Genomic DNA, 21,135 nt, shown 5'->3' with positions numbered 1-21,135 from the left:
AGTGTGCGTTGATTGTTGTCAGGGCCTCATGCGTGAATCCAGAAGGCAGACTCGGCGAACTGGCTGCCAAGCCACCAGTTTGTTGTGCTGGTGCTATAACGGAAATTTCGAGCCCCAGCCTGGCTTTGCAGGGGGTGAGTGACGTTCCCTTCAGTATTGCGCTTAGCTCTCTGTACATCAGTCTCAGGCACGACTGCGACGATGTGTCCGCTGCGGCCTTCCTGCACTCTGCGGGCCACAATCAGCCCTACGGCCCCCAGATTCGCCGCTTCCTGGAGTTTAGTCAGCGTGCCGGTTTGACGCCAGCCGAACAGCGGGCCAAAATCACGTAGCCAGCGGAACAGGTCGTTGGCCCGCACTTCATCAACGGTTTTACCATAAGCTGGCTCTACGGTTTCTCCTTTGGCAAGCCGGATCAGAGCGGGACCTGTCCACCAGACCCGCGGAAGGTAAACACCAGCACGGCCGCAGTAATCATGAGCATAGATGTTGCAGAACGTCAGTCCGTCACGCGGCCAGTAGCGTTTGTGGGCGGAGTTTTCGGAATTAAGCCAGGTGATGATGTTGGCGAGTTCCGAACAGCGTTTTTGCGCCGTATCGCCCGCGCGGACGGGCATGTTTTTCTCGTTCAAGGAATACGCTCCGGCAATGTTTACACGGGCGATGACAGTCCCTTGTTTGGGTGTCAGGTGAGCTGCAATAACGCCTGTTTTAGGTTCTTCTGAAGCGGGCTGAAGAACCTCGATTTCAAGAGACGGAGCAGACTTCAGATATTTCGGAGAAGCGAAACCTCGGATATAGGCTCCGTTCAGACTTGTCTCGATCTCCCAAAAGTCTGCGCTTTTTTTACCACCCAGATGCTTCACGACATGGCTGCCAGGAAGCTTTACGACGATGTTGGATTCCGGTTTGAGCTGGGGGATTTCTGGTGTGCGCCGGACGTTCAAACTGGAACCGGCACTGACATCCACCTGATATAGATTTCCTGATGGCTCCACCGACGTGGGCGGTGGGAGAATCACGTGGGGCGATGGCGCGGGAACTGGATTGGCTGGAGAAGGTGCGGGAATGTTTTTGGCGATGGTCAGGTATTCGTGGATGTATTCACCATAATACCGTTTTTCCTCTTTGTTGTAGTGGCCCTGCCGGAAGCCCTTTGCTAGATCCGATTTTCCCCGGTTGTAGGCGATGCAAACGTGAACTTTTTCTGTGTCGGTAAGCACCGTTTTAGACTGCCAACCCTGGCGCTTCAGTGCTTCTTTGAGTTCTTTGATCACATGAGCCCGGCATTCGGCGAAACTGGTCCATTTTCTTTGAAGGAACCATTGAGGGTCTTTTTTGAAGAACTGGATGTCATACTGAAAAATTCCAAAGCCGTGGCAGAACTTGCTGGGATACTTTTTTGCGATGTTGGCAAATTCTTTCCTAACACTACCCACATCGACAAGAGCCTGGCGGGCGACCTGAAACATCTGTGTTCCGCCAGTCCATGACTCCAGATCCTTCCGCGTTTTGGGAAACGCGCTACGCCCCGGCGCATCAATCGTGTCTCCGGTGCAAAGTTTGAAAATTTCGTCATGCGAATGACTTTCCCGGATACCTGCCCAGATGTAACCCGTTTCCTGATAGGCAATGGCACAAAGTTGATCCGCTGAAAAAGGAGTATCCTTAACAGATTCGGTTAACTCCTTGTAAAAAGTCTGCTTGAACCATTGGATTGCTTTGATCGTGCTCATGACAAGATGACTTGCTCGTTTACTTACGTTTTAAAAAAAGATACTTATTAATAATAATATTACATGGCGTTGGAAGACAATGTCAATTATTGATAAGATCAAAACTTAATTACCATAATCTATACGTCATTGCGTTCACATATTCTTGAAGGCCGTTATTGACTCTCATTCCTTGAATCTCTGTCGGCCCTCTACGTTAATGATCGATGCTTGTTTCTGGCGTCCCACACCGCACCATCTGGCTTCATGAGGAGGCTGTCCGCATCATTGATCAGCGTAGGCTTCCGTGGACCTTCGAGCTTTTGGATTTGCGGACGGTGGCAGAGGTCGCCGAGGCGATCCGCGACATGGCCGTGCGGGGCGCGGGTTTGATCGGAGCCACGGCGGGGTATGGAATGTGGTTGGCCGCGCGGGAGGCACAGACACAGGAAGAGCTGCAGAGCTTTGCGGAGCTGTTGGTGGCTACCCGTCCCACCGCAGTTAATTTAAGCTGGGCGGTGAAACGTCAGCGCGCGGCGATTGCAAAAGTAGGTTTCGAGCAGCGTGTCGAAACGGCGCGTCAGGAGGCGGAGGCGATTGCAGATGAGGATGCAGCGGCTTGTGCCGCCATTGGTCGGCATGGATTGAAGATCATTGAGGAGATCGCCGCCCGCAAACCAGGACAGGTGATCAACATCCTCACGCATTGCAATGCAGGCTGGCTGGCCTTTGTGGATCATGGTTCTGCGACCGCGCCGATCTATGCTGCGCATGCAGCGGGGATTCCGATGCATGTCTGGGTGGACGAAACTCGCCCGCGTAATCAGGGAGCACGATTGACGGCCTGGGAGTTGGCTCAGCAGGGGGTGCCTCATACGGTGATTGCGGACAATACCGGGGGCCACCTGATGCAGCATGGCCTTGTGGATTTGGTGCTCACAGGGGCGGATCGAGTGACGAGAAGTGGAGATGTGGCGAACAAAATTGGCACGTATCTCAAAGCTCTCGCTGCCTGGGACAATGGAGTGCCCTTTTATGTGGCGCTGCCGAGTTCGACTTTCGATTGGACACTTCGAGATGGAGTTTCGGGGATTCCTATCGAGCAACGAGGTGGGGAAGAAGTGACCGAGATGGAAGGGATGACCACCGAGGGTCGCGTGGAGAATCTGCGCATCGTTGCGCCGGGTTCGGAGGCGGCTAATTATGCCTTCGATGTCACTCCGGCACGCCTTATCACGGGGCTGGTCACCGAGCAGGGAACCTGTGCCGCTGAGGAATCCGCCATCTGTCAGCTTCACGGTCAAGCTCTCTCCTTATGATTCACGGGTGGCGTTCACAGATTCATTATTGGAGCCATCAAACATGGCTGCTGAAGCGTTTGGCTGCAGGCATCGTGATTTTCAGTTTTCTGGCGGCTTGGCTCATCATTGCGCTCACTCCAGAACGTCGTGAGGCCTCGGTCGATCCTTTGGAGCAAAGATTGCGGCAGGATTGGCAAAGCCTGCATCGAGCAGAGCAGCCTCAGCCTTATGAGTTGGTTCGTTGGCTGCATCGGACCACGAAAGAGATTCAGCATCTTTGCCAAGTCTTGGAGATCAAAGTTACGACCTGGGAGGATTACCAAAGCAGGGGTCGCTTGGCGGATTATGATGTGAAATCTCTCCTGGCTCAGCATGCTTCCACGGAAGCTGAGGTGGCTCTTTGGGAGACGTTCATTCGGGCGGAGTTGAGGCGTGATACCACAGCCGTGCAAGCTCTGGCCGATGCCGCTACCCAAGAGCCTCCGCTCAGAACCGCGCATTACATCCGGGGAAGGCAACTCCTGGACCGCGATCCCCCTTTAGCGCTGAAGGAGTTTGTTCAGGAGGCCACGCTCTTCCCCGAAGATATGCCGCGGACAACGGCATTTCATTGGGCGATCAATCTCCACGACGAGACCGTGTTGCGGCAGATCGCGAATCAGCCGGACTGGTGGGATGCAATGCCCGCGTCTCTCCGGGAAAAGGCCGCGATCGAGTTGAGCGATGTGTGGCTGCAAGTAAAGGCCTTGGCCGAATACAAGCTGCTCGTGGGGGCTCCTTGGAATGCTCTCAGCCTGACACTGCTGTCAGCTTCGGTTTGGTATGTGATCCTGGTTTTGCACGGTGGCTCAGGGCGCTGGAGATGGCTTTGGCCATTGCTACCTGTCGTCGCAGGGGTTCTGAGTATCTGGCCGGTTCTGCTCATCATCCCGTGGCAGGATGTGAAACTGGGAATGCGTGAAGATGCGCCTTTCCCCTTCGACCTATGGTATCAGATCGGTGGCGTAGGGGTGAGGGAAGAGCTGAGCAAGCTGCTTTTGGCCTCTTTATTTATGCCTTGGCTCTTGCGCCGACGTGCGCCAGGGGCGGCAATTCTGCTGGGTGCCTTTGTCGGCTTGGGCTTCGCCTTGGAGGAAAACATCGAGTATTACTTGCGCGGCAATAGCAGCACGGTGCTGGGACGCTTTTTCACCGCCAATTTCTATCATGCAGCTCTGACCGGGATCTCCACCCATGCCCTCTATCAGCTCTGCCGTTCTCGGTTTGGCACGGCGGAGAAATTTTTATTGACCCTGGCAGGGGTGGTGACGGCGCATGGTGTTTACAACTATGGCGATGCGTTTTTAGGGGATCAAAGCGTCGGCTATTTATCCATCATCGTCCTAGCTTTTGTGGCTTGGCATTTCCTGGACTTGATCGATCAGGAATGCGCCCCTTCGCGCCAATGGGTGCAGCCCGGGGCAGTTCTTTTGCTGGGCACAGCCGTGCAGATGGCGGCTATTTTCCTATGGGTGGCGATCCAGACTCCAGACCGCCAAGCCTTGACGGGTGGAGCTGCCAGCTGCGTGTCTTTATTCCCCATCGCTTTCATCTATTGGAGGCGATTAGGGGCCTGATCTGGACATTCCCCGCGTCTCAGGCTTTGACACTGGGCGCATTGTCCGCCACACTCCGCGCCCTTTTTCGTCCTGATTCATGTTCGAGCTCCTGGCCACCGATCCTTCCTCATCCGCCCGTCGTGGTCGGTTGACGACGCCGCATGGCGTGATCGAGACGCCCATTTTCATGCCAGTGGGCACGCAGGCCACGGTGAAAGCGGTGCATCCTCAGGAGCTGCGCTCGCTAGATGCTCAGATCATTCTGGGGAACACCTATCACCTGTGGGTTCGCCCAGGCACCGAAATCATTGGTGCGGCGGGTGGTCTGCACAAGTTCATGAATTGGGATCGCCCGATCCTGACGGATAGCGGTGGTTTCCAGGTGTTTTCCCTGGCCAAGCTAAGGAAGCTCAAGGAAGAAGGCTGTTACTTCAATAACCACGTCGATGGCACCCCGATGTTCCTGGGCCCAGAGACGGCGATGGAAATCCAGGCGACACTCGGCAGCGACATCGCCATGCTGTTTGACGAATGCACACCCTGGCCCTGCAAGCATGAGGATGCCCGCAGCAGCATGGAGCTAACCCTGCGCTGGGCACGACGTTGCCGGGACTGGATCGACAAACATCAACCACAGACGGGTGGCGGTGCTCAATTGCATTTTGGGATCGTCCAGGGCAGCACCTTCGAGGATCTCCGCCAGCGTTGCGCTCGGGAGATGGTGGCCATGGGCTTCAGTGGCTATGCCATTGGTGGATTGAGCGTTGGTGAGCCGGAAGAGGACATGATGCGCATTGCTGAGTGGACCTGCCCGCTGCTGCCGCAGAATCAGGCGCGGTATGCCATGGGGCTGGGCACTCCTCCCCAGATCGTCGAATTGATCGCCCGTGGCATTGACATGTTTGACTGCGTCTTGCCCACCCGTTTGGCGCGCAATGGCACCGCCTACACCCACGATGGGCCGATGAATCTGCGAAACAATAAATTCGCGAAAGATTTCCGCCCGCTCTCCGAGGACACCCATCCCCTGTGTCAGGGCTTTTCACGGGCCTACATCCGTCATCTAATCAATACCCAGGAGGTGCTGGGTTTGAGGTTGATTTCCCTGCACAATCTGCATTTCTACCTGTCCCTCGCGTCTAGGGCTCGTTTAGCAATCGAACAAGGTTGCTTTGCGGAGTTCCGCGCCGAGGTCGTCGCTCGTTACCAAAACCGTCCCGAAACCTCCGATACATGATCTCGACTTTCTCCACGTTCTTCGCCCAGGCCGGCGGTGCTTCCTCACAGGGTGGCTTGTTTGGCAGCCCTCTGGTCTTCATGGCGCTCATGTTCGTCATGATGTATTTCGTGCTGATCCGCCCTCAACGTCAGCGCCAGAAGGAGCAGGAAAAAATGATCAGTAGCGTGAAGGTGGGTGACCATATCATCATGAACGGTGGCGAGCATGGCATCATCACCAGCGTGAAAGAGAAAACCATCATGGTGAAGCTGGCCGATAACGTGAAGGTCGAATATGAGCGCAGCGCCATCGCTTCTGTCTCGAAGAAGTCTGATATTGTCGAAGCGACCACCGCTTGATTTGATACCCACTCTTGAGCTCCTGAGCCAGGAGACTGATTTTTTAAAACCCATCCCAACCCCACCATGGCCGCCATCTCAACCTTCCTCGTCGGAGCTGCGATTCTCTTGCTGCTCCTGTTTTACGTCGGCACGGTCGTTCACGATCGCAAGCGCCTCTACGGCACTGTCCTCATCTTCCTGGCGACAGGCTTTGCCATCTGGACCGTCGATAGCATGGGCATTAAGAAAGGGATCGACCTTCAGGGCGGCAGTGAGTTCGTCGTCCAACTTCAGCCTGGTAAAGCCGACGATGGCACGGTGAAGCCCGTGAATCCAAGCGCGGTGCAGCAGGCCATCAGCATCCTGGAAAAGCGTCTCAACCCTGAAGGCACCAAGGACATGACTCTGCAACCCCAGGGAGATGACCGCATCCTGATCCAGATGCCTGGTGTGGAGGAGAAGGAGTTTGCCGACGTTCGTCAGAAGATTCAGCAGGTGGCTCACCTGGAATTCCGCATCGTTCATCAGCAGAGCGCTGCCAAGCTGGCTGAAATCCAAGCCAACGGCGGGGTTAAAGAGCCGGGCTGGGAAGAACTGAAATACAAGGTGGAAAAAGACGCTCAGGGCAATGAGCTGCCGAGCCGTGGCGGTGAACTCGTCCGTAACCGCGCTGACATGGAAGGTAAGTATGTCAAAGAAGCCTTCCCAACTTTCGATGCTGAAGGCTGGAAAGTGGTACTGAACCTCGATAGCACGGGCTCGAAACTCTTCGATGAAGTCGCCGCCGTGAATCGTGGTCGCCAGATGGCCATCATTGTGGATAAGGAGATCATCTCGGCCCCCGTGCTGCAGACGGACCATTTCGGCGGAACCGCCGTTATCAGTGGTAGCTTTAAGGAACAGGAAGCCCGCACGCTGGCGAGCCTTCTGGAGAACCCGCTGGAAAACCCGATGATCATCCTCTCTGAGAGTGCGGTTTCTGCTGCTTACGGTGAATCCTCCGTTAATCAGGGCATGTGGGTCGGTGTCGGTGGTTTGGCTTTCACCACTCTGTTCATGGTTTTCGTTTACCGCATGGCAGGCCTCATTGCCATCGTCGGTTTGGTGATCAACCTTTCCATCCTCTTCGGTGGTATGGCCCTCTTTGGGTTCACGCTTACCATGCCGGGTATCGCCGGTATCGTGCTGACCATCGGTATGGCGGTGGATGCCAACGTGCTGATCTACGAGCGTCTGCGTGAAGAACGTGAGGCGGGTAAGACCCTGTCTGGCGCTCTGGAGTCCGCCTACGATAAGGCCTTCTCCGCCATTGCCGACTCCAACATCACGACGCTGATCTCTGCGATCATCCTTTTCGCCATTGCTGGCGGCTTGGTCAAAGGCTTCGCCATCACCCTGATGATCGGTTTGCTGTCCTCCATGGTCGGTGCGTTGATCGTGACCCGCGTCATCTTTATGTGGGTGATCGATAAGAACATCCTCACCAATCTCAAGACCACCAAGCTGATTCCTGACGCGGTGTTCGACATCTTGTCCAAGGCGAAGGGGTTCATCATCGCCTCCCTCATTATCACAGCCATCTCCTTTGGCACCCTGGGTGTGAAGGGCAAAAACAGCCTCGGTATCGACTTCCGCGGTGGTGCTCTCACCCACGTGGAATTGAAAGAAGGGCAGGCCATCACGGATGGCGAGCTGGAGACCACTCTCAAAGACCTGAAGCTGCCAAGCGGCGAAGGTATCGGCACCTATTACCTTCAGCGTAAGGGCAATGCCACCGGGGGCGAAGTCGTCGCGATCCGCAGTGAATTCGACGCAGGTCCAGTGATCGAAGCTGCCGTGAAAGCCAAATTCGGCGACAAGATCTCGGGCACCGAAGGTAGTCGTGTTGGTGCTGTGATCGGAGACGAAGCCGCTAAGGTTTCCCTCATCGCTCTGGGCATCGCTCTGATCGCCATCTTCATCTATTTGATGGTCCGTTTCGAGTTCGCCTTCGCGGTGGGTGCCATTGTGGCCCTCTTCCACGACGTTCTCATGGTGCCTGGTCTGTGCGTTCTGTTTGGACAAGAACTCAGCCTCATCCACGTCGGTGCCATGCTGACGGTGGCTGGTTACTCGATCAACGACACCATCGTGGTCTTTGACCGTATCCGCGAAAACATTCAGAAGGGAGTCAGCGGCAGCACTCGCGACCTCATGAACGAAGCGATCTGCAAGACCCTGAGCCGAACCTTGCTCACCGGTCCGACCGCTCTGGCCCCAATGGTGGCCCTTCTGTTCCTGGGTAACCCAGCCATGCTCGAATTCGCCGTGCCGATCACCATCGGTGTGCTTCTCGGCACCTATTCCTCCATCTTCATCGCCAGCCCGCTGGTGCTGTGGTATGCGAAGAAAACGGGCACCAGCCTCAAGCGTCAGGTGTTGGATGCGCAGCTCGAAGCCCAGAAAGCTCAGGCCGCGATTGCTGCTGCCAAGGCTGCTCAGGCTTAATCGCGAAAACAGAGATATCTGTCCACCAAGCGGAGTCCTTCGGGACTCCGCTTTTTTGTTTTTAAATCGCCGACATGTCCGTGATGGGCTCCGTTTAGCCTCAATTTTGAGAATGAGCCTTTGATAAACCAGGACATCAACCGCTAAAAACCGGCTGTTTCTACTCGCCAGACCGAACTGGAAGCCCGCAACCAAAACGCTGGAGGCCTCATAAATACAGGGCTCCGAGGGGTAAATACTTAGCAAGTTTAAATTTAAGACAGCTCTTACAATCTTGATATTTTTATAATTGATACGCAAGTTTGAAATAATTATCAAAATTTAGTTGTGAGATTTCAAAAAGATAAGAGTGTTCTATCACTTTCAATTATCTTCTCGATTATGAGAATCATGATTGAAGAATTGATATGGAACCCCCCCTTTGGTCTTCTCTCCTCAGCCGTGTGGCGATCGCCACCTTTCTGCTCGGGGCTGGCTTAGCCGCTCAGGCGCAAACTCTGGATTTCCAGAACTACAACGCTATCATCTTTAACAACCTCAACACCACCTCCGATGTCGAGGGGCGCACCTTTGTTGGGAATGACTTCACGGGCAGTAACTCCTCCAATCTGGGGATCCACCTGAAGAGCACGATCAGCCCAACGGATCGCACCTTTGTAGTGGGCAACAATCTGGTCGGCGGAAACCCGATCAATCTCCAACGGGGTAGCCTTTACATCGACGGCAGCACCAGCGGACGAATCATCAATTACAATGGCGGTGGTTCCACCGTGGTGGATCACACGATTGACGCACAACTCGCCTCCATCCGCGATTACGCCATCGGTCAATCCATTTTGCTGCACGACTTGGCCGCAGATAGCACGGTTACCCTCCCTGGTAGCCAACCTTCTCCGACCAAGTTCTACGCGACGGCAGGTGCTGATGGGCTTGCAGTTTTTAATGTTAGCGCTGCCGATGTTTTCTCGAATTCAAAGGGCCAGCAGTTTGAACTGATTCCAGATGCGGCGACGACGAACATCGTCATCAACGTCAGCGGCACATCGGTGAACTGGACCAACGGTAACATGGTAGGCCTGTTCAACGACAACTACTGGCAGGGCCACATCCTGTGGAACTTCTACGAAGCGACCTCGATCAATTTCAACGCCCACAACTTCAACGGCGGCATTCTGGCACCGTATGCGTCGATCACCACGTCATCCAACATTGATGGCCTCGTCGTGGCTAATAACCTGACCACCACGGCGGAGGTGCATCTGCCGGATAGCAACAGCCTCAACGCTTACGCTTATGAAGGTTACGCGGCTCCGATTCCAGAACCCGGCAGCGCCATCTTCATCGTTGCGGCAGCGGGCCTGGTGTTGATCACCCGCAATCGCCGTTTGTTCGTCTAATTTTTTCCCGCTCGTTGTTCGAAGAACGCTTCTCCCAACCCAATCCTCCCATAGACCCAGAACAAAGGGCAGGCTCATGATCGCGAGCCTGCCCTTTTTTATGCAGCGGCCTTTTCCTGCTGCAAATAAGTCTGCCCGCGGTAAAAACGCGCGACGATGAAAAACAGGACGGTTGTGACGGCGGTGACTTTGAAAAAGAACAGATAGTAGTTCGCCCCGCTGAGGTTGGTGGCGGCTCCGGCGCTTTCAATGTAGGCATTGACGCGAGAGGTGAAAAAATTGCCGAGCGCTACGGAGAGCAACTCCAGAGACATCACGAAGGACTTCAGGCGAGGTGGGGATTGCGTGTAGCTGAATTCCAACGCCGTGATGGAGATCAGGATCTCGGCACTCGTGATGAAAAGATAGGCCAGGACTTGCCAGCCAATGGAGGGCTGATGTCCTGCGGCGATTTGCTTTTCGATCCAAATAGAAACGCCCACCGTCGCCAGGGTGAAGAGGAATCCCATGCCGATACGGCGCAAGGGAGTGACGGCGGTCAGTCGTTGAATGCGTGGATAAACAGTCAACGTGAAGAACGGGATCAGGATGAGAATGAAGAAAGGATTTACCGCCTGGAGCTGAGCGGGGTTCAATTCCCATCCGAAAACGTGCCGATCCATCTGTTGAGCCTGAGCCACCCAGGCCGAGGCGGCCTGATCGAAGATGCACCAGAAGGCTGCGATCAAGATGTAAAGAGGAATGAGGCCTGCCAAGCTGCGCAGAAACGTGGGTTGAAGAAGCTCATGGAGAAACTGACGAGGTTCGGCCGGGATGTGGGCAAATTGGTTTCGTCCCATCCAGAAGAGCAGGGTGGCTAAGAACATCAGAATGCCCGGCACGCCAAAGGCCCAATGCGGGCCGACGCTGTCGAGCAACCAGGGCGTGAGCAGTTGAGAAACGACGGCTCCCAGATTGATGGAGAGGTAAAACCAATTGAAGATGCGCGGTAGCAGGTGGCTGTTGCTTTGCCCAAACTGATCTCCCACATGCGCTGAGACACAGGGTTTGATGCCACCAGCGCCCAACGCAATGAGGCTGAGACCGAGCATGAGACCCGTGCGTGTATGATCGAGTGCCAGGACGAGGTGACCCAGGCAGTAAAACAACGAGAGGCTGATGATGGTGCGATATTTGCCTAACCAAAGATCGGCGATCAAGGCACCGAGCAAAGGCGTGAAGTACACACCGGCGATGAAAGCGTGCGTCCATTCTTTGGCTTGCGCTTCCGACATGAGATCGGGAGCGCCCTCATGGTTCACCAAGGCGGTGGTCATGAACAGATACAGCACGGCACGCATGCCGTAGAAACTGAATCGCTCGGCCGCTTCATTGCTGATGATGTAGGGGATGCCTGGCGGCATCATCGAGGTAGCGAGGGGAGCGGTGCGATAGGCCATGAGAAAAAGGAACCTCTCCAATGTTAGCAAGCTTCTTTCCTTTGAGCCCATTTCTTTCCGGCGGCGAGAGCACGGATCGTTTCGTTCAGACGTTTGGCGATGGTCTCGGGTTGTTTGGCCGTGCTGACCCAGACCTTGTATTCGCGTTGGTAGGTGGGCTTCAGTTGCTCAAAGAAAGCGGCGGCCGCTTTGTTCTTTTGGAGCGCCTCTTCGAGCACGCTCGGCATGGGCCATTCCTCGCGTGGAGGGCGCGGTGGTTTCGGCAGACTGGGCTGAGCGTCTAGCTCGACGGCAGCATGGAGCAGGGCTTTGAGAGCACGCTGATTGAGGCCCTCCAGACCTTGGGGCAGATCGATGCTGCGGATGGTGGCGTTCTCCAGGCCATGATTGAAAAGTCGCCCAGGGTCAGGCAGGTCCCCGCCACGGTAAAAGGTGATCTGGGCATGGCTCTTCAGGCCACTGAGACCGACCACCCGCTTGTGGCGGTTGAAGCAGAGCATGTTGGAGTTGATGGACTCTTGGAGATCGGGCTCCCAACGGAAGAACAGGTCTCTCAGTTCTTCACAGACGGCTCGGGAACCTTCCGGGCAGGTGGCGATCCATTCATTGGGATCTTGAGTGCGTGAGGGGCGGCAGTCCATGCAACGAGGAGGTCAAGCCTATCTGAGTGACAGTTCTTTCGTCAAGAAGCAGTGTTTCCGCACGAGAACCGAGCGTTTTTGGAAAAGGTGTCGGAAGCTTCACGTAACTGTGAAGCACGACCACCCTACTCCCGACCATGAAGAAGATTGCGTTGTCTCTGTTGTTGTTATCCACCGCTTCGTCCTCGTTACGAAGTGCTGAAGTTTTCGAAGCTGCCCTCGGGCGTGAAAAGGAATTGCCTGGAGGCAAGGAGGCGGATGGCATCCGTGGAGACTTCGTTTTGAGGAATGACAAGATTGAGGCGGTGATTTCTCACAATGCGCCCAATCGTCGTGCAAACATGAGCACCTTTTATGGGGAGAAAGGCATGTCCCCGGGTTGCCTTTATGATGTGACCCTGCGTGGTGCCCAGAACGACCAACTCGTGGCCTACTGTCCTGCGGGCTATGGCCCCGTATCCTACGTGCGGATGATGGAGGGAACCCCGGCGGGTGAAGCGGCTGTGGAGGCTGTCACCTCTGCGGGTATCAACGAGGGGATCTATCGGCGTAACGAATATCGCGTCAAAGATGGTTTCCAGGGAGTGTTCATCACCACGACCCTGCGCAATGAAACCGATCAACCACAGAAGGTTTCCACCAAGGCAGAGATGACACGCTTCAACAGCAAGGGCGAGACCGTGGAGGGCATCTTTTGGGTGGATGCGGTCAATCCCGCGCATCGTTGCGGTTATGCCATTTCTGCGCTTGAGACAAAAGGCACGGACAAGTGGGGCGGAGACATCGAGATTGCCCCAGGAAAGGAAGTGACGGCCACACGCTTCTTTGCCGTGGGAACCTCACCCGCGCAGGCTGTGGGAGAAGCGCTGGAGGCGAAAGGCACCAAAGTCGGGCTTGTGAAGGGCGAGGTGAAATCCGGCCAAGCTCCAGTCACCTCAGTAACCGTGGGGGTGCCCTTTTCAAAAGAGCCTGTGCCGGGGTATCCAGATGACGAAGGGCGCTATAGCTTCAAACTGCCCCTACGCTCCATGGCCCTCAAGGTGACGGATCTCGGCCGCGATGATGCGAGCGTGAATGTGGTGGTCGCAGAAGGTGAAACCCAAGCTCCTAGCCTGAGCTTGCCACCGGCGGCTCGTCTCCGGTTCAAAATCACCGATGAAGCTGGGCAGCCCATCCCCTGCAAGGCTCACTTTGCCGGACTGGAAGGCACCCCGAATCCAGACCTCGGGCCCAAGGAGCGCGCGGCAGGTTGTGTGGATCAGTATCATAGCAAGAACGGGGATTTTGTCGTGCAGCTCAACCCCGGCAAATATCGAGTCGTCGTCGTTCGTGGTCCTGAATACGGGCATCTGACTCAGGAGATCACGATTGAGTCTAACCAGGAATCCGTTTTTAAAGGTGTGCTCAAGCGGCTGGTGGATACCCGGGGCTGGATCAGCAGTGACTTCCACAATCATAGCACTCCCAGCGGTGACAACGTCTGTGATACCGATGGCCGCCTGATCAACCTGGCGGTGGAGAACATCGAGTTTGCGCCGACCACCGAGCATAACCGCTTTTATGACTGGGAGCCGTGGATTCGCGAATTGGGTCTAACTCCGTTTGTGAAAACCGTCAAAGGCGTGGAACTGACTGGAAGCCGCCAGCACATCAATGCCTTCCCCTTTGAGCCGGTGGCGTATGCCCAGGATGGCGGCGCTCCCGTCTGGAATGACGACCCGCGCATCACAGCCCTGACCTTGCGTCGCTGGCAGGGCGAGAGAGCGGATCGCTGGATTCAGTTTAACCATCCCGATCTCTCCAACATGTTCGTGGACCGGGATGGCGATGGGCTGGCCGATGGCGGCTTCGTCGGGGTCGGGGAGATGATCGATGGCACGGAATCTCAGAATGGTCCTGGCACCGACATCTTGGCGGAGGCACCTTACAAGATCACACGCAAGGCAGGTTCTTTGGCGGCAAAGGCTTCGTTGGTGCGTGAGTTTGTTTGGCGACAGCTCTTGAATCAGGGCAAACGCCTCGTGGCGGTGGGCGTGGCTGATGCGCATGCAGTTTATGGCAATGGCGTCGGCTCCTGGCGCATTTATCTCCCGAGCAGCACGGATGACCCGGCCAAGATTGATTGGGCGGAACTGGCTCCCCGGGCCAAGGCGGGAAACATCGTTCTCTCCACCGGGCCTTTCCTCGAAGTCAGCACCCCGGACGGCAAGATCGCAGGTGACGACGTGCGGGCCACGGGTGGCATCGATCTCAAAGTCCGTGTGCAATGCACCGACTGGCTGGACATCAATCGTGTGCAGGTGCTGGTGAATAGCCGCCCCGACCCGAAACTGAATTTCACCCGCGAAAGCCATCCCCAGATGTTCCAGGACGGAGTGGTGAAATTTGACCAGACGATCCATGTGCCACTCCAAGAGGATGCACATCTCATCGTCGTGGCCATGCACGAGACCCTGGGCATGGAGACCTGCTTTGGCACCAGCAGCTATGCCACCATGAGGCCCTGTGCTTACAACAACCCGATCTACGTGGATGTGGATGGGGGAGGTTTTAAAGCGAATGGCGACACCCTCGGCTTTGATCTGCCCGTCATGGGCCTGACCGCCGATAAGGCCAAAGCACTGCTGGAGAAGAAGTGACAGCGCCGCCTCCAAGTAGCGCAGTCAGGCCCTGACTGCGGCATGGCTCAGCGGAGTGGTCCGCACACTCCGTGTGCGGGAGACCGCAAAAAAGGGCTTGCGGTCCAAAGGACCGCAGGATTCAGGCCAGGGCGAAGCGGAGCAAGCCCTGGGTGGGGGGAGGAAAGACCGAGATTCAAGGGTTGCGGCCTGAAGGGTCGCGGGAGAGGGAACGGGAGGTGAAAACGTGCCGTCCGTTCCCGCGCACCTTCAGAGCGCGACGAGGGTCGAGCGACGGTGCTCGGGGGAACCCAGGCCTGGCGGCCTGGGCTGAATCCTGCGCCCCTTCAGGCCGCGCGGATGTCTGATATCCCCATGAAATGAAAGGGTAGGAACAGGACTCTCATGCCCCAGCACCGCACTTTCTCGCTGCATACGACCCGTCGCACGCAGGGGAAAGCCCAGTGAGGCCCTGAAATGCACCGTGCATTCATGGGGATGGGCTGCCGAGGCCGTGCGATGCACCGTGCATTCATGAGGATGAGTTGCCGAGGCTATGCGATGCACCGTGCATTCATGAGGATGAGCAGCCGAGGCCGTGCGATGCACCGTGCATTCATGGGGATGAGCTGCCGAGGGCCTCGAAAAAACGGTCGCGCGATGGGGATGGGCTCGCTGTCCCATGCAATTTGCGACAGATCGCAGGGACTCGCGTGCTTGGGCTGGCTAAAAAACCGCTTTTTCGAGGGCCCCAGCACCCCTTTCCCTCCGAAATCCACTCGCCTGAAGCGACCGCAGCGGCGGATTCCAAGCCGAAGCACCCGACTGGAGGCCGAGGAAAGCAGGGATCATCCGCACTTCGATTTCTCACGAGTGACCGAGGGGAGGCGGATGCAGGATAAGAGTCGGAGGGTGAAGATCTGTGCCTGATGGAGGGTGATATGCGAAAAATTCTCTCCTTTGTATAAGAAACACCGTCCTTTCATAGGTCGGCACTGGATAGGTATATTTCTCTAGCGTTACAGGATAGTTTCGGGATGATGAGCGTTGATCGCCTCGGGCAAACACTCGCCAGCCTCGGCTGTCTTTCCCTCCAAGCCTTTATGCCATCCACCCGCCGCACCTACTTCGCTCTGCCTAGCCTCCTTCCATGGGCTCTGATCTGGATCGTCTGTCTGGGCATGATCAGCAGTCACAGCCATGCGCGACCACCATTTCCGGAATTTGTGGACCCAAATCCGAATCCCAGAAACCAGTTTGGGCATTCGGTGGTCCCCCTCAGCACAGGCAATGTAGTCATTACCGCTCCCTACGATGATGCAGGCGGCACCGATGCTGGGGCGGTCTATCTTTTCAATGGAGCCACGGGAGAGCTCATCAGCACACTGCGGGGGACAATCAGGGGTAGTTATGTGGGGGAAGGAGGAGTGACGGCGCTGAGCAATGGCAATTACGTGGTGTGCAGCCCCGACTGGAACCACGGAGCCGGAGCGGTGACCTGGGGTAGCGGCACGACGGGCGTGAGTGGTGATGTGAGCGCTAGCAACAGCCTCGTGGGTGGAAATGCCAACGACTATATCGGTAGCGAAGGCGTGACGGCGCTAAGCAATGGTAACTATGTTGTGTGCAGTTCTTCATGGGCTAACGGTATTGTCAACAACGTCGGAGCGGTCACCTGGGGCAGTGGAAGCAGCGGTGTGAGTGGTGTAGTGAGTGCTAGCAACAGCCTCGTAGGCAGCAGGATTAACGACAACGTAGGTAACAGAGGCGTGACGGCGCTGAGCAATGGCAACTATGTGGTGCGTAGCCCTGACTGGGGTAATGGATACGCATTGTGGGTCGGAGCGGTGACCTGGGGTAACGGCGCGACGGGCGTGAGTGGTGTGGTGAGCGCTAGCAACAGCCTCGTGGGTGGCAAGGGCAGTGACCAAGTCGGCTACGGCGGCGTGAAGGCGCTAAGCAATGGCGACTATGTGGTATGCAGCCCGATCTGGGACAACGGATCCGTCGCCGATGCGGGAGCGGTGACCTGGGGTAACGGCACGACGGGCGTCAGTGGTGTGGTGAGTGACAGCAACAGTCTCGTGGGCAGCAGAGCCAGTGACCAAGTGGGCAGCGGTGGCGTGACGGCGTTGAGCAATGGCAACTATGTGGTGGGCAGCCCGATCTGGGACAACGGATCCGTCGCCGATGCGGGATCGGTGACCTGGGGTAACGGCACGGCGGGCGTCAGTGGTGTGGTGAGCGCTAGCAACAGCCTCGTGGGCAGCAAGGCCAACGACAGAGTGGGCCAGGAGGGGGTGGTAGCGCTGAGCAATGGCAACTACGTGGTGAGCAGCCGAGACTGGGACAATGGAGCCGTCTCAAATGTGGGAGCGGTGACCTGGGGCAGTGGCACGACTGGAGTGAGTGGCGTGGTGAACAACAGCAACAGCCTCGTGGGAATAAAGGCCAACGACAGAGTGGGCCAGGGGGGGGTGGTGGCGTTGAGCAATGGTAACTACGTGGTGAGCAGCGCATCCTGGCACAACGGAGTCACATCCGGCGTCGGAGCGGTGACCTGGGGTAACGGCACGACTGGAGTGAGTGGTGGGGTGAGCGCTAGCAACAGCCTCGTGGGAAGTAAGAACAACGACCTTGTAGGTAGCGGTGGCGTGACGGCGCTGAGCAATGGCAACTATGTGGTGCGCAGCCCACACTGGAGCAATGGTGCCTTCACCAGCACCGGAGCGGTGACCTGGGTCAACGGAAGTAGTGGCGTGACCGGCGTGGTGAGCAGCAGCAACAGCCTTGTGGGGGGCGCGGCCAATAGCGGAGTGGGCAGTGGGGACGTGACTGAGCTGAGCGATGGCAACTACGTGGTGTGCAGCCCATACTGGGACAATGGAGCCGTCTCAAATGTGGGAGCGGTGACCTGGGGTAGTGGCACGACGGGCGTGAGTGGCGTGGTGAGCGCTAGCAACAGCCTGGTGGGCAGCAAGGCCAATGACTATGTAGGTAGCGAGGGCGTGACAGCCTTGAGCAATGGCAACTATGTGGTGCGCAGCCCAAACTGGGGCAACGGTGACGTCACCAACGCCGGAGCGGTGACCTGGGTCAACGGAAGTAGTGGCGTGACCGGCGTTGTGAGTGCCAGTAACAGCCTCGTGGGCAGCCAATACTATGATTTCGTGGGCAGTGGGGTCGTGACGGCGCTAAGCAACGGTAACTACGTGGCAAGTACCCTATATTGGAAAAACGGAGACTTCGTTTATTCCGGAGCGGTAACCTGGGGTAGTGGCACGACTGGAGTGAGTGGCGTGGTGAACAGCAGCAATAGTCTTGTTGGATTGACTCGTGACGCGTCTTTGGCTGATGTGGTTGTGGATAATGTCAACAACACCTTCTTTAGTCGGTTTCTAGGTGAAGGCTCCGGCAAGGTTCGCTTAGGCTCCCAAGCGGACGGTCTGGCACCCACCCCGAGAGTGACGCTAAATACAGCGAATCTAGCGAGCAACGCCACCAGCCTGATCTTAACCGGCATCGACTTCGACGCCGCCACCCCTAGCAATAACACCGTCACCTTCACTCCCGCTGGCACCGGCACCGTAACCGCCGCGACGGCCATGTCTTTAACCGTAACAAGCCTCGCTGACCTGACTCCTGGCCCTCTCTATGCCGTCGTCACCACCAACGGCGAGAGCAGCGGTGCCGCGGTGCAGGTGGCTAATGTCGTCAGTTTAGCCCCAACGGCCTTGGAATTGAGCAATAACTCTCTGTCTGAAAACAACCCGGCGAATGCCACGGTGGGCACGCTCAGCGCGACTGACCCTGATTCAGAACAGGGACACACCTTTAGCCTCGTTGAAGGCATCGGGGACACAGACAATGATGACTTCAGCATCGTCGGCACAGATTTAAAAATCTCCGTGGTTGCCGATTATGAGACCAAGAGCAGCTACAGCCTTCGTGTGCGTGCCGATGACGGCGAGGGAGGTGTCTTTGAGCAGGTCCTAACCGTCACCATTCTTGATGTGGGCGAGCGGGTGATCGCAATCACGGGCAGTCATCAACTCATCACCAACGGCGACACGATGCCTGATGTGGCAGATGCGACCGACTTTGGAACCGTGGCGCTCATCAACTCGTCAGTGACTCACGTCTTCACGATTCGTAATGACGGTGATACGACGCTGCATCTCGACAATCCAGCCGTCGTGACCAGCGGCCCTGGAGCGGAGGATTTTGAATTAACAACGCTTCCCGCGGCTGCGGTGGCTGCGAGTGAACAGACCACCTTCGCCGTTACCTTCGATCCACGCCTGCCGGGCGAACGCACGGCTACGGTGACGGTGACCAGCGATGATGGTGTGAATGGCAGTTACAGCTTTGCCATCCGTGGCTTCGGTGGACTGAGCAAGCCTCTGGCCCAAACGATCACCTTTACCCCAGCGACGACGGTTTACCTCGATCAGGGGTCCCTGAATCTGAGTGCGACTGCTAGCTCGGGCCTGCCCGTGACACTGAGCGTGGTACCTGCTGGGACCACCTCGGTAGGGGCGAGTCTCGCTGGGAACGTCCTGAGCTTCACGGCCATTGGTAAGGTGCAGGTGCAGGCTGTGCAGACGGGTGACGGGACCTATGCTGCGGCCAAGACCGTGATGAAAACGATCACGGTGAAAGAGACCCCGACCAAGCTGACTCTGCTGGATCTCGCCCAGACCTACACGGGCACGCCGCGCGCCATCACCACGATTGGTGGCAGTGGGGACGTGACGATTGAATACAAGCTCGGCACCAGCTTCGGCAGCACGCCTCCCACGGAGGTAGGCAAATACAGCGTCATCGCCACGGACAATTCTGGCAGCAAGACCGGAACGCTCATCATCACCAAGGCGCCGCTCTATGTCACCCCTGACCATAAGCGCAAGTTCGCCGGGGAGGACAATCCTGAGCTGACGGTTGTTTACAGCGGCTTCCTGGGATCAGACACAGAGGCGGTCTTCACCAAGACACCCGTGCTGAAAACGACGGCCAAGACGACCAGTGGCGGCGGTCTCTACCCGATCACCGCCAGCGGTGGTGCGGCGGCTAACTACCTGTTTGTTTATCAGCAAGGCACGCTGGTGGTGGAAAGTTTTGCCGGCAGTTATGAAGCGCTGTTGGTGGATGCTGACGATCTCCCCGTGGGGAAACTGATGCTGACGGTGCCACTCACGGGGCAGTCGTTCTCCGGTAAGCTCATGACCGTTACGGAGACGGCGGCTCTGTCGCTGAAGGGCGAGCTAACCACCGACGTGGACGACGAACTGGCCACTGGAACTGCAACTGTGACGAAGGGAGCCGGAGCCTATGAGATCAGCTTCACACTCCCCATGCAGGGAGATGTCCTCGCGACGGTTGAGCGTGATGACGAGCCCCTGGGAAGTGCGGAGACGGGCCGCAAGCTGCTGGCTTTGGCCAAAGGCAGCACGGTTCTCTACAGCGGGGCTCACACGGTCGTGCTGGAGACCGCGTTGCCTGCGGCAGAAGACGTTCCCGCAGGGGCTGGCTGGGCGACAGCGACCCTCAGCAAGACAGGTGTCATGACGCTGACAGGCAGACTGGCGGATGGCACGGCCTTCACCACCACCCTGGCCCCGGATGTGGATCCTGATCCTGGTTATCGCCTCTTTGTGCAACCTTATAAGAAACGCACAGAGTCCTATCTCGGCGGTGCCTTCACCCTTCTGCCGCACCCCACACAGACGAATCGCCGTTATGTCGAAGAGGCTGGTTTGAGCTGGAGCAAAACGGGCCTCGCTGCGGACACCACGTATCGCGCGGGTATCGGACCCGTGACGACGGTGATGATGCTCGACCCCTGGCTCCCACCCGTGGCCGCCAAGGGATCGACCCCAGTCATCACTCTGGCGACACGGCTTGGTCTAACCGAAAGCACCCTTGGGGTGCAGCATAGTGACACGGGCAGCACGCTGAACAGCAACCTGCCGACACAGGTGGCCCTGAGCCTGAAGAACGAGGTCAGTGTGCAGCTACCGGAGGCCAACACCACCAAGTGGAAAACCAAGGTGGTGCCAGCGACGGGCCTGTTCAGTGGCAGCTTTGAGCTGGCTGACACCGGAGCAAAGCCGCGTGTGGTGACCTTCAGTGGCGTACTACGCCAGCCTGCTGAGGAAGCCGATGCCTTGATCGGTGAAGGTCACTACCTGCTGCCCGCCCTGCCAGATGCCGCAAGCAACGAAAGGCTCTCGGGCGAAGTGATGTTCACTCGCCCGTGACCTAGTTGGAACGAGTCGCGTGAAATCCTCATGCTCTGGCAGAGGGGTATTCGACGGCGACACCGCGTAAACGGGAGGCCGACCTCCCGCGTGAACGCTCACTGCGGGTCAAGGGCAAG

Annotated in this window: 11 protein-coding genes; 8 read left to right on the top strand and 3 right to left on the bottom strand. The window is 57.0% G+C overall.

Annotated elements, in window-relative coordinates; genetic code table 11:
* Positions 1-26: 26 nt before the first annotated feature.
* Complete coding sequence (locus B5D61_RS05100; RefSeq protein ID WP_078812239.1) at positions 27-1,736, bottom strand: hypothetical protein; 1,710 nt, start codon at positions 1,734-1,736, stop codon at positions 27-29.
* Positions 1,737-1,942: 206 nt separating this feature from the next.
* Here B5D61_RS05100 and mtnA point away from each other — a divergent pair, with 206 nt between their 5' ends.
* The 6 genes from mtnA (at position 1,943) to B5D61_RS05070 (ending at position 10,058) form a co-directional block, all read left to right on the top strand.
* Positions 1,943-3,034 carry an S-methyl-5-thioribose-1-phosphate isomerase gene (gene mtnA, locus B5D61_RS05095; RefSeq protein WP_078812238.1) on the top strand — a complete coding sequence of 364 codons (1,092 nt, stop codon included), beginning with the start codon at positions 1,943-1,945 and terminating at the stop codon, positions 3,032-3,034.
* The gene (locus tag B5D61_RS05090) at positions 3,031-4,632 is read left to right on the top strand and encodes a PrsW family glutamic-type intramembrane protease (RefSeq protein ID WP_078812237.1); all 1,602 of its coding nucleotides are present in this window, start codon (positions 3,031-3,033) and stop codon (positions 4,630-4,632) included. Before mtnA ends, B5D61_RS05090 begins: the two co-directional genes overlap by 4 nt.
* Positions 4,633-4,711: 79 nt before the next feature.
* Entirely contained in the window at positions 4,712-5,851 is a 1,140-nt protein-coding gene (gene tgt, locus B5D61_RS05085; protein WP_078812236.1) for a tRNA guanosine(34) transglycosylase Tgt, read from the top strand.
* Positions 5,848-6,192, top strand: a complete 345-nt coding sequence (gene yajC / locus B5D61_RS05080) for a preprotein translocase subunit YajC (RefSeq protein WP_078812235.1) — start codon at positions 5,848-5,850, stop codon at positions 6,190-6,192. Before tgt ends, yajC begins: the two co-directional genes overlap by 4 nt.
* 66 nt (positions 6,193-6,258) lie before the next feature.
* Positions 6,259-8,661: a protein translocase subunit SecD gene (gene secD, locus B5D61_RS05075; protein WP_078812234.1), complete on the top strand. Its 2,403-nt coding sequence runs from the start codon at positions 6,259-6,261 to the stop codon at positions 8,659-8,661.
* A 407-nt stretch (positions 8,662-9,068) separates the two neighbouring features.
* Positions 9,069-10,058, top strand: coding sequence for a choice-of-anchor A family protein (locus tag B5D61_RS05070; protein ID WP_078812233.1), 990 nt, complete (start codon positions 9,069-9,071; stop codon positions 10,056-10,058).
* 98 nt (positions 10,059-10,156) lie between these two features.
* Here the strand turns inward: B5D61_RS05070 and B5D61_RS05065 are convergent, their stop codons facing one another.
* Both B5D61_RS05065 and B5D61_RS05060 read right to left on the bottom strand, forming a co-directional pair.
* Positions 10,157-11,497 carry a POT family MFS transporter gene (locus B5D61_RS05065; RefSeq protein ID WP_078812560.1) on the bottom strand — a complete coding sequence of 447 codons (1,341 nt, stop codon included), beginning with the start codon at positions 11,495-11,497 and terminating at the stop codon, positions 10,157-10,159.
* A 23-nt stretch (positions 11,498-11,520) separates the two neighbouring features.
* A complete protein-coding gene (locus B5D61_RS05060) occupies positions 11,521-12,138 on the bottom strand; it encodes a YdeI/OmpD-associated family protein (protein WP_078812232.1) in 618 nt (205 codons plus the stop codon).
* Positions 12,139-12,275: 137 nt separating this feature from the next.
* Between B5D61_RS05060 and B5D61_RS05055 the strand changes: the two genes are divergently transcribed.
* Together B5D61_RS05055 and B5D61_RS05050 are read left to right on the top strand one after the other, a co-directional pair.
* Complete coding sequence (locus B5D61_RS05055; RefSeq protein WP_078812231.1) at positions 12,276-14,777, top strand: CehA/McbA family metallohydrolase; 2,502 nt, start codon at positions 12,276-12,278, stop codon at positions 14,775-14,777.
* A gap of 1,016 nt (positions 14,778-15,793) precedes the next feature.
* On the top strand, positions 15,794-21,016 hold the full coding sequence (locus B5D61_RS05050; protein ID WP_078812230.1) for an MBG domain-containing protein: 5,223 nt from the start codon (positions 15,794-15,796) through the stop codon (positions 21,014-21,016).
* The last annotated feature ends 119 nt before the right edge of the window (positions 21,017-21,135 follow it).

This window comes from Prosthecobacter debontii, from assembly GCF_900167535.1.
GTDB classification, from domain to species: Bacteria; Verrucomicrobiota; Verrucomicrobiia; order Verrucomicrobiales; family Verrucomicrobiaceae; genus Prosthecobacter; species Prosthecobacter debontii.
Note: the sequence above shows the minus strand (reverse complement) of the source record. Positions and strands in the feature narration are given on the sequence as shown.

Coding starts and splice junctions, on each gene's coding strand:
- B5D61_RS05100 (WP_078812239.1), bottom strand. CDS start 1,736: ATGAGCACGATCAAAGCAATCCAATGGTTCAAGCAGACTTTTTACAAG.
- mtnA (WP_078812238.1), top strand. CDS start 1,943: ATGCTTGTTTCTGGCGTCCCACACCGCACCATCTGGCTTCATGAGGAG.
- B5D61_RS05090 (WP_078812237.1), top strand. CDS start 3,031: ATGATTCACGGGTGGCGTTCACAGATTCATTATTGGAGCCATCAAACA.
- tgt (WP_078812236.1), top strand. CDS start 4,712: ATGTTCGAGCTCCTGGCCACCGATCCTTCCTCATCCGCCCGTCGTGGT.
- yajC (WP_078812235.1), top strand. CDS start 5,848: ATGATCTCGACTTTCTCCACGTTCTTCGCCCAGGCCGGCGGTGCTTCC.
- secD (WP_078812234.1), top strand. CDS start 6,259: ATGGCCGCCATCTCAACCTTCCTCGTCGGAGCTGCGATTCTCTTGCTG.
- B5D61_RS05070 (WP_078812233.1), top strand. CDS start 9,069: ATGGAACCCCCCCTTTGGTCTTCTCTCCTCAGCCGTGTGGCGATCGCC.
- B5D61_RS05065 (WP_078812560.1), bottom strand. CDS start 11,497: ATGGCCTATCGCACCGCTCCCCTCGCTACCTCGATGATGCCGCCAGGC.
- B5D61_RS05060 (WP_078812232.1), bottom strand. CDS start 12,138: ATGGACTGCCGCCCCTCACGCACTCAAGATCCCAATGAATGGATCGCC.
- B5D61_RS05055 (WP_078812231.1), top strand. CDS start 12,276: ATGAAGAAGATTGCGTTGTCTCTGTTGTTGTTATCCACCGCTTCGTCC.
- B5D61_RS05050 (WP_078812230.1), top strand. CDS start 15,794: ATGATGAGCGTTGATCGCCTCGGGCAAACACTCGCCAGCCTCGGCTGT.